This window comes from Acidisoma sp. (assembly GCF_035492295.1).
Lineage (GTDB): Bacteria > Pseudomonadota > Alphaproteobacteria > Acetobacterales > Acetobacteraceae > Acidisoma.
In genome coordinates this window covers 1-8,588 of sequence record NZ_DATJJK010000223.1, presented here as the reverse complement: position 1 = coordinate 8,588, position 8,588 = coordinate 1, and the positions used below count along the sequence as shown (strand labels likewise).

Sequence of the window (8,588 nt, the reverse complement as noted above, 5' to 3'; positions counted from 1 at the left end):
CGTTCGAGGGCCGGCGGGGGCACCTCGAAAACGTCCTGGGCAGCGAGCACCTCGGCCGTCCAGGCCTGATAGGTCGGATCGTCGGTCGCGATGCGCCAAAGTCCGCCCGGGCGAATGACCCGCGCGGCCAGCGCGATATTGGCGGGATGCATGAAGCGCCGCTTGGTATGGCGCGCCTTGGGCCAAGGGTCCGGAAACATCAGATAAAGGCGCTGCAGTGCAGCATCCGGCAGTCTCGCCAAAAGCTGGCGGGCATCCTCGTTCCAAAGACGCAGATTGGCAGGCAGCGGCGGGATAGTCTCAGTCCCATCATCCGGGACGAGAGCGGAAAGCATGGAGCAGATGCCGTTTTCGAAGACCTCGCAGGCGATCAGCCCGACGCGCGGATGCGCTTCGGCCAGGGCGCGCGCATGCTCGCCACCACCAAAGCCGACTTCGAACCAGATTTCCGCGGGGTCGTTCTGAAAGGCGCGAACCGGGGCGGCAATCGCCGCCTCCGGCATCCGAGCCAGCGGCAGCACTTGCTCCAGGAGCCAGAGCTGCCGCGCGCGCAACGGGTGGCTGCGCTGCCGGCCGTAAAGACGGTCCGGCTGGGGCTTGGTCGTAATCAGCGGTTGAACGCAGACTTCAGGGCGGGGACGAGATCGGTCCGCTCCCAGGTAAAGGTGCCCTTTTCCTCGTCCGGCGCGCGGCCGAAATGGCCATAGGCCGACGTCGGCGCGTAGATCGGGCGGTTGAGGTGCAGATGCTCGCGAATGCCGCGCGGCGAGAGATTGACCAACTCGCGCAACGTCTTCTCCAGCTTCAGCTCGCTCACGTCCTTCCCCGTGCCATGCAGATCGACATAGACGGACAGCGGATGCGACACGCCGATCGCGTAGGAGATCTGCAGTGTGCACTTCTCGGCGAGGCCGGCGGCCACGACGTTCTTGGCGAGATAGCGGCAGACATAGGCAGCTGAACGGTCAACCTTGGTCGGGTCCTTGCCGGAGAAGGCGCCCCCGCCATGCGGGGCCGCACCGCCGTAGGTGTCGACAATGATCTTGCGGCCAGTGAGGCCGCAATCGCCATCAGGGCCGCCAACGACGAAGGTGCCGGTCGGGTTGATGTAGATCTCGTGCTCGGGCGGCATCCAACCCTCGGGCAGGCTCGTCTGAATGATCGGAAGCAGAATGCTCCTCACCTTCTCGAGGCTCACGCCCTCGTCATGCTGGGTGGAGACCACGACGCTGGTGGCGCCGACCGGCTTGCCGTCGACATAGCGCAGCGTGACCTGGCTCTTCGCGTCCGGCTGCAAGCCTTCGACCGAGAGGTCCTTGTTGCGGCGCAGTTCGCTGACGCGGCGGAGGATGAGATGCGAGTAGAAGAGAGGTGCCGGCATCAGCTCCTCGGTCTCGCGGCAGGCGTAGCCGAACATGATGCCCTGGTCGCCCGCGCCCTCGTCCTTGTTGCCTGCGGCGTCGACGCCCACCGCGATATCGGCGGACTGGGAATGCAAATGCACCTCAACCTTGGCATTCTTCCAGGAGAAGCCTTCCTGGTCGTAGCCGATGTCATGCACGGCGAGGCGCGCAAGATGGGCGAGGTATTCGTGCGTGATGGTATCGGGGCCGCGCGTCTCGCCAGCCAGCACGATGCGGTTCGTCGTCACCAAGGTTTCGCAAGCGACTCGAGCATAAGGGTCGGCGGCCAGGAAGGCATCGAGCACAGTATCGCTAATCCGGTCGGCGACCTTGTCGGGATGGCCTTCGGAAACCGATTCTGACGTAAAGAGGTATTCGCCGGTGTCGCGCATAAGGGGCTCCGTGCTGACGGGAGGAATCCTCACCGACAGGCGAGGGGAAGGCGCATTTCGCCCAAAGCCGTGGGCGGGTCAACCCTCGGCGGTCAGGCGAGCCCGAGCACATGCCTCATCGTATACAGGCCGGGGGGCTGGTCCTTGAGCCAGAGTGCGGCGCGCACGGCGCCGGTTGCGAAGGTTCTGCGGTCGAAAGCCCGGTGGGAGAGAATGATTTGCTCGTCACTGCCTGCAAAGAGCAGGCTGTGCTCGCCCACAACCTGGCCGCCGCGCAGCGTCGCGAAACCGATGGCGCCAGTCTCACGCGGACCGGTATGGCCGTCCCGACCGCTCTGCATGACGTCCCTCAGATCGACGTTGCGACCCCTGGCGACAGCACGGCCGATACCGATGGCCGTGCCCGACGGCGCATCGACTTTTTGGCGGTGATGCATCTCGACGATCTCGGCATCGTATTGGGCGGCCGGCAGCGCCGCGCCCATCTGCTCGGCCAAGGCCAGCACCAGCGTGACGCCGGCTGAAAAATTTGCGGCATAGACGACGGGAATCGATTGTGCGGCCTCGGCGACCGCCGCCTCTTCCGCCGCCGACAGGCCTGATGTGCCGAGCACCCAGGGCGTGCCGGTGGCCATGAGGGCTCCGGCATGCGCTGCAGCGGTGTCGGCGCGGGTGAAGTCGATCACCACATCCGACACGGCAGCAAGTGCTGCGACATCCGCAAAGAGCGGGACTGAGGACGTCGCCGGAGGTGTCCGCCGAGTGCCGCCCGCAAGCGCCGCACCGGCGGCGGCCACCTCCTCCACCAGCATCTGCCCCATCCGGCCGGAGATGCCGGCAATCCCGATACGCGTAGACATCAATATATAAGTATCCGTTGATCAGTACATATGCTGGCCACCGTTGATCGACAATGTCGACCCGGTGATGAAGCTGCCTTCGTCGGCGGTGAGGAATGCAACGCCGCGCGCGATATCCGCGGCATGGCCGAGACGGCCCACAGGGATTCGCGCCACAATCTTGGCAAGCACATCCTCCGGCACGGCGCGGACCATGTCGGTATCGACATAGCCGGGCGCGATCGCATTCACCGTGATGCCGAAGCGCGCGCCTTCCTGGGCCAGCGCCTTGGTGAAGCCGTGAATGCCGGATTTGGCCGCGGCATAGTTGACCTGACCATATTGCCCGGCCTGGCCGTTGATACTGCCGATATTGACGACGCGGCCGAACTTCTTCGCCTTCATGCCGTCGAAGGTCAGTTTGCAGAGGTTGAAGCAGGAGCCGAGATTGGTGTCGATCACCGCATCCCACATGTCGCGCGTCATCCGCGGCATGGTCGCGTCGCGCGTGATGCCGGCATTATTGACGAGGATCTCGATGGGTCCGAAGTCTGCGGTGATGCGGGCGACCGCGTGCTCGCATTCCCCATAGTCGCCGGCGTCGAACTTCATCGTGGCGATGCCGGTCTCCTGACCGAAGGCCTCCGCCTTCTCGACGTTGCCGGCATAGCTCGCGACGACCGTGCGGCCAGCTTCCTTGAGCGCCACGCTGATGGCGGCGCCGATTCCACGCGTTCCGCCGGTGACAAGTGCCACTCTGGACATGCTTTCCCCCTCTCCTTTTGGGCGTCTGTCCGGGCGATCCGCACCGGGCCCGCCATGCAGCCCAACCCTAGCCCGAATTGCGCGGCACACCAGCGTTCATTGCGGGTCCGATCGTCACATCTCTCAGAGAGTGGTCCACGGTTCGATCGGACCCTAGTGGGACCAGCGGCCGACCTCCACCCGCTTCGCCCGCCAGATCACGTAGAAGGTCCAGATCACCGGGGGGATCAGCGGCACCGGGACGACGAGCGGCTTGTACGAGGAGGGTGCCGCCAGGAAACACCAGGCGACAGCCGCACCGAAGAGGGTGAAGCCCCAATAGATCAGGGTGATGAACCAGGGCGCCATGCCGGCGCGGTGCGCCACCTGAAACAGATGGCCGCGATGCGCCTGGGTGATGTTCTCGCCTCTCAACAGGCGGCGGATCAGGGTGAAGGCCACGTCGTAAAGCGCGCCCGTCAGCATCATCGGCACCAGGACGAAGGAAAGCTCGCTGCTCTCGAAACGGGAGGAGGCGACGGCCAGCATGGCAAGCACGAAGCCGCAGAACTGGCTGCCGACATCGCCCATGAAGATGCGGGCCCGGGGGTAGTTGAACGGCAGAAAGCCGAGCGTGCCGGCGGCAAGCAGCGCGGCCGCGAAATAGGTGAACCAGCCGTGGGCATGGGCCGAGAAGATGCTGAGGAAGACGCAGGTGATGAAGGTGACCCCGGCGGCCAGCCCGTTCATGCCGTCGATGAAGTTCATCGCATTGGTGGCGAACAGGATCCAACAGAGCGTGAAGGGCACCGCGAAGGGCCCGACATTCACCCCGCCGATATAGGGGAGGTGATAGGCCGTGACGTAAAGGCCGGTGCCGACCGCGGTCAGCGCCGCCGCGAGCTGGGCCGCGAGCTTCACGACGAAGCGATAGTCGTAGATATCGTCCAGCAGGGCGACGAGCGCGATCGCGAAGGCGGAGAGGATCATGCCCCGGAAATAGGGATCGGCCAGACGCGAGAATTCGGCGACCCTATAAAGAAAAAGGATACCAAGGAGATAGGCGAGGACGATCCCGACCCCGCCCAGCTTCGGCGTGGGCTGATCATGCGCCTTGCGCCCCTCGGGATGGTCCATCACGCCGATCGCGATCATCACGCGCACGCCGGCTGCCGAAAGCAGGGCGAGGCAGGACAGGAACATGAGATGGGTAAAGACGGCTTGGAGAGTCATGCGCACCGGGGCTGAACGGCGGCGGACCATGGCCGAAGCCCCCCCGAAGGGCAAGACCGCATCGGGTGGCAATTCCGTCATTCCTTGGGGCATAATCAGGAACCGCGCGCGGGCGGCATGCACCGAGGCCGGTTGCCTCCGCCCGCTGCTTGAGCTACAGCCCCGCCCCGGACGCTGGCACCCCTGGAGGCCGGCGTTTTACGCATTTCCAAGGAGCGAGTTATGGCCAATTTCACGTCCATTCCGGCCGAGCTGCGCGAGCGGGCAGGTAAGGGGGCAGCGCGCGCGACACGCCGGTCGGGGAGGGTTCCCGCCGTTATTTACGGCGCGAAGCAAGAGCCGACCCTGATTTCCCTTGAGCCGCGCGCGGTCATCAAGGAGCTGCATCGCGGTGGCTGGCGGTCCCGCCTGTACGAGGTGCAGCTGGGCAACGATACGGCCCGCGCGCTGATCCGCGACGTGCAGTTCCACCCGGTTACCGACCAGCCGGAGCATGTCGACTTTCAGCGCCTGGCGCCCGGCGAGCAGATCCGCGTGGCGGTTGCCGTGTCCTTCGAGGGCGAAGCCGTCTCCCCCGGCCTGAAGCGCGGCGGCGTGCTGAACGTCGTGCGCCACACCATCGAGGTCTATGCCGACCCCGAGACGGTGCCCGAGCATTTCCTGGCCGATCTCAGCCAGCTCGACATCAACGACAACGTCCGCTTCTCGGATCTCCGCGGCACCGAGGGCACACGACCCACGATTGTCGACCGTGACTTCGTCGTCGCGACCGTCGCCTCCGTGACGCAGAACGCGCAGGACGCCGCCGAGGAAGCGGCAGCCGCGGCCGCCGCCGCTGCAGCGGCCGCCCCCGCCAAGGGCAAGGCCGCGCCGAAAAAGAAGTAAGCGCGCAGCCGGAACGGGGAGGCCAGGTCGCCCATGCTGCTTTGGGTCGGGCTCGGCAACCCTGAGCCGGGAATGGCAAGACAGCGCCACAATATTGGTTTCATGGCGCTGGATGTTATCGCAATCCGCCACGGCTTCGGGCCGTGGCGGCCGCGTTTCAAGGGACTCGTCGCCGAGGGCCGCATCGGCTCCCAGAAGATTCTCGCCCTCAAACCGATGACCTATATGAATCTCTCCGGCCAGTCGGTGCAGCAGGCGCTCTCCTTCTTCAAGATCGAGCCCGCCGACATGACCGTGTTTCATGACGAGCTCGACCTCGTGCCCGGCAAGATCCGCGTCAAACGCGGCGGGGGCGCCGCCGGTCATAACGGGCTTCGCAGCATCGACCAGATGATCGGCACGCCGGATTATGGGCGCGTGCGCCTCGGCATCGGTCATCCCGGCCACAAGGACCGGGTCCATGGCTATGTGCTGAGCGACTTCCCGGCCGCCGACCGCAGCTGGCTGATCCCTTTCCTTGATGCGGTCGCGGACCGCGCCGAAGCCTTGGCGGACGGCGAGCCCGAAAAATTCATGACCAGCGTTTCCGAAGACATGCGGAAGGTACAGTAATGGGCTTCAATTGCGGCATCGTCGGCCTGCCCAATGTCGGCAAGTCGACCCTCTTCAACGCACTGACGGCGACCGCCGCCGCCCAGGCCGCGAACTATCCCTTCTGCACCATCGAGCCGAATGTCGGCCGCGTCGCGGTGCCCGACAAACGCCTGGCGCCCCTGGCCGCCATCGGCAAGAGCCAGAAAATCCTGCCGACCAGCCTGGAATTCGTCGATATCGCGGGCCTCGTCCGCGGCGCGTCCAAGGGCGAAGGCCTCGGCAACCAGTTCCTCGCCAATATCCGCGAGACCGACGCCATCATTCACGTCCTGCGCTGCTTCGAGGATAGCGACATCACCCATGTCGAAGGTGACATCGACCCGGTGCGCGATGCCGAGGTGGTCGAGACCGAGCTCATGCTCGCCGATCTTGAAAGCCTGGAGAAACGGTTGACCGGCCTTCAGAAACGGGCGCGCGGCGGGGACAAGGAGAGCGCGGCCCAGCTCGAACTGATCGACCCCATCATCAAGGCACTGAGCGAAGGCCGCGCCGCCCGCACCGCGATCCCGGAAAAGGATCGCAAGATGGCGGAGCGCCTGCAGCTCATGACGGCCAAGCCGGTGCTCTATGTCTGCAATGTCGAGGAAGCCTCGGCCGCAACGGGCAACGCCTTCTCGGCCAAAGTCGCGGAAATGGCAGCGCAGAACGGTGCTGCGTCCGTCATCGTCTCGGCCGCCATCGAAGCCGAGGTCAGCCAGCTGGCTGAGGAAGACCAGGGCGAGTATCTCGAAGGCCTGGGCCTGACCGAAAGCGGCCTCGCCCGCGTCATCGCCGCCGGCTACGGGCTGCTCGGCCTGATCACCTATTTCACCGTCGGCCCGAAGGAAACGCGCGCCTGGACGATTGAAAAGGGCATGAAAGCGCCGCAGGCCGCCGGTGTCATCCACGGCGATTTCGAGCGCGGCTTCATCGCCTGCGAAACCATCGCCTATGACGACTACATCGCTTTCAAGGGCGAGGCAGGCGCGCGCGAGGTGGGCAAGCTGCGGATCGAAGGCCGGGACTACGTCGTGAAGGACGGTGACGTTCTGCTGTTCCGTTTCAACGTCTGAGGCAGGGCCTCAGGCCCCTTCCTTGTCGAGCAGGCGCCGCTTCCGCTCGCTCCCCCAACGATAGCCGGCGAGATCACCATTTGCGGCAATCACGCGGTGGCAGGGAATGGCCACGGCCAGCGCGTTCGCTGCACAGGCGCCTGCCACCGCGCGAACCGCTGACGGCGCCCCCAGGCTGGCCGCCACCTCGCGATAGGAGCGCGTCTCTCCCGGCGGAATCTGCCGCAGTGCCGCCCAGACACGGCGCTGGAACGCCGTTCCCCGAATATCCAGGGGAAGGGCAAGCGCGGCATTCTCCTCCGGGTGGTCTATCATCGCCACCACCTGCCGAATCCAGTCTTCGAACGTCGGCTCAGCCGGCTGTAGAGCCGCCTGCGGAAACCGGGCCGCGAGATCCGCCGTCAAGCTGGCGCTGTCATCCCCCAGAAAAATCGCGCAGATCCCGAGCTCCGTGGCGGCGACGGCCACCGTGCCGAGGCTCGATTCGCCCATCGCGTAGCGGATCGTCTCGCCATTCCCGCCGGCGCGATAGCGGCTTGGCGTCATCCCCAGCATGGCCGGCGCGGCCGCATAAAAGCGGCCAGACGAATTGAACCCGGCATCATAAATCGCCTCCGTCACGCGCGTGCCCGCGGCAAGATGAGATTGCACGCGGGTTTGCCGCCATGCCCCGGCATAAGCCTTCGGCGTCACGCCGGTCAGCCGACGGAACAGACGATGAAAGTGATAAGGGCTGAGGCCGGCATGCCGCGCGAGATCGGCCAGGGGCGGCGGCTCCTCGGCCTCTTCGATAAAGCGGCATGCCGCCGCGATGATCGCCGCTTCCCGTTCCGTGCGAGGCGGAAGGTCAGGCCGGCAGCGCCGGCAGGGCCGGAAGCCGGCCCGTTCGGCCTCGGCTGCACTGGCATGGAAGCTCATGTGCTGCCGCAGAGCCGGCCGGGCCGCACAGGACGGGTAACAAAAAACCCCCGTCGTCAGGACGGAATAGAAAAACTGGCCGTCCGCCCTCGGGTCCCTCGCGCGGACCGCCGCGAGGCGGGCCGCATCGTCGGCCCAGATGTCTGGCAGATCAGTCGCAACCATTGCAACCGGCATGGTGATGTCTCCTCAGGACCCCTCTGTCCCTTCGCCGAGGATGACCCTCAGGCGGCCCTCCGGCACTCCCTCTCTTGCGCCGCAATTCGACCGGCGTTTCCGGCGCAAGAACCGGGGTGCGAGGGATCGGCCCGGCGTGGAAGTTGCGGGCATCCAAGGAGAGTCCCATGACCGCATTTCGCTGCATTGCCATCCCGACCGAGGCCGCGGACCGTTTTCGCCAAACGGGCGAGGACGACAATGGCAACCCCCTCCGCCGCCTCGAGGTGACGGCGCCGAATGTATTTCCCT

General features: G+C 65.6%; 9 protein-coding genes. 3 read left to right on the top strand and 6 right to left on the bottom strand.

Annotated elements, in window-relative coordinates:
* The 5 genes from trmB to VL752_RS16855 form a co-directional block, all read right to left on the bottom strand.
* On the bottom strand, positions 1 to 608 hold a 608-nt coding region (gene trmB / locus VL752_RS16875), incomplete at its 3' end, for a tRNA (guanine(46)-N(7))-methyltransferase TrmB (RefSeq protein WP_408863162.1).
* The gene (gene metK, locus VL752_RS16870; protein ID WP_325357026.1) at positions 608 to 1,795 is read right to left on the bottom strand and encodes a methionine adenosyltransferase; all 1,188 of its coding nucleotides are present in this window, start codon (positions 1,793 to 1,795) and stop codon (positions 608 to 610) included. The genes metK and trmB, both read right to left, overlap by 1 nt.
* Positions 1,796 to 1,887: 92 nt before the next feature.
* Positions 1,888 to 2,655, bottom strand: a complete 768-nt coding sequence (gene dapB / locus VL752_RS16865; protein WP_325357025.1) for a 4-hydroxy-tetrahydrodipicolinate reductase — start codon at positions 2,653 to 2,655, stop codon at positions 1,888 to 1,890.
* Between the two features lie 21 nt (positions 2,656 to 2,676).
* Entirely contained in the window at positions 2,677 to 3,399 is a 723-nt protein-coding gene (phbB, locus tag VL752_RS16860) for an acetoacetyl-CoA reductase (RefSeq protein ID WP_325357024.1), read from the bottom strand.
* Positions 3,400 to 3,552: 153 nt separating this feature from the next.
* Complete coding sequence (locus tag VL752_RS16855) at positions 3,553 to 4,704, bottom strand: glycosyltransferase family 4 protein (RefSeq protein ID WP_325357023.1); 1,152 nt, start codon at positions 4,702 to 4,704, stop codon at positions 3,553 to 3,555.
* A gap of 129 nt (positions 4,705 to 4,833) precedes the next feature.
* On the opposite strand from VL752_RS16855, the gene VL752_RS16850 reads away from it, so the two are divergent.
* From VL752_RS16850 to ychF, 3 genes are read left to right on the top strand one after another with little or no spacing between them, the layout of a single operon-like run.
* Entirely contained in the window at positions 4,834 to 5,496 is a 663-nt protein-coding gene (locus VL752_RS16850) for a 50S ribosomal protein L25/general stress protein Ctc (RefSeq protein WP_325357022.1), read from the top strand.
* Between the two features lie 33 nt (positions 5,497 to 5,529).
* Positions 5,530 to 6,108 (top strand): aminoacyl-tRNA hydrolase, encoded by a 579-nt coding sequence (pth, locus tag VL752_RS16845; protein WP_325357021.1) that lies wholly within the window; start codon positions 5,530 to 5,532, stop codon positions 6,106 to 6,108.
* The gene (gene ychF, locus VL752_RS16840) at positions 6,108 to 7,202 is read left to right on the top strand and encodes a redox-regulated ATPase YchF (RefSeq protein WP_325357020.1); all 1,095 of its coding nucleotides are present in this window, start codon (positions 6,108 to 6,110) and stop codon (positions 7,200 to 7,202) included. Before pth ends, ychF begins: the two co-directional genes overlap by 1 nt.
* 9 nt (positions 7,203 to 7,211) lie before the next feature.
* Here the strand turns inward: ychF and ada are convergent, their stop codons facing one another.
* On the bottom strand, positions 7,212 to 8,297 hold the full coding sequence (ada, locus tag VL752_RS16835) for a bifunctional DNA-binding transcriptional regulator/O6-methylguanine-DNA methyltransferase Ada (protein ID WP_325357019.1): 1,086 nt from the start codon (positions 8,295 to 8,297) through the stop codon (positions 7,212 to 7,214).
* Positions 8,298 to 8,588: the final 291 nt, after the last annotated feature.

What these genes read in the sequence shown, in the direction of transcription:
- ada (WP_325357019.1), bottom strand. Translation starts at nt 8,297, where the DNA reads ATGCCGGTTGCAATGGTTGCGACTGATCTGCCAGACATCTGGGCCGAC.
- dapB (WP_325357025.1), bottom strand. Translation starts at nt 2,655, where the DNA reads ATGTCTACGCGTATCGGGATTGCCGGCATCTCCGGCCGGATGGGGCAG.
- VL752_RS16850 (WP_325357022.1), top strand. Translation starts at nt 4,834, where the DNA reads ATGGCCAATTTCACGTCCATTCCGGCCGAGCTGCGCGAGCGGGCAGGT.
- ychF (WP_325357020.1), top strand. Translation starts at nt 6,108, where the DNA reads ATGGGCTTCAATTGCGGCATCGTCGGCCTGCCCAATGTCGGCAAGTCG.
- metK (WP_325357026.1), bottom strand. Translation starts at nt 1,795, where the DNA reads ATGCGCGACACCGGCGAATACCTCTTTACGTCAGAATCGGTTTCCGAA.
- VL752_RS16855 (WP_325357023.1), bottom strand. Translation starts at nt 4,704, where the DNA reads ATGCCCCAAGGAATGACGGAATTGCCACCCGATGCGGTCTTGCCCTTC.
- pth (WP_325357021.1), top strand. Translation starts at nt 5,530, where the DNA reads ATGCTGCTTTGGGTCGGGCTCGGCAACCCTGAGCCGGGAATGGCAAGA.
- phbB (WP_325357024.1), bottom strand. Translation starts at nt 3,399, where the DNA reads ATGTCCAGAGTGGCACTTGTCACCGGCGGAACGCGTGGAATCGGCGCC.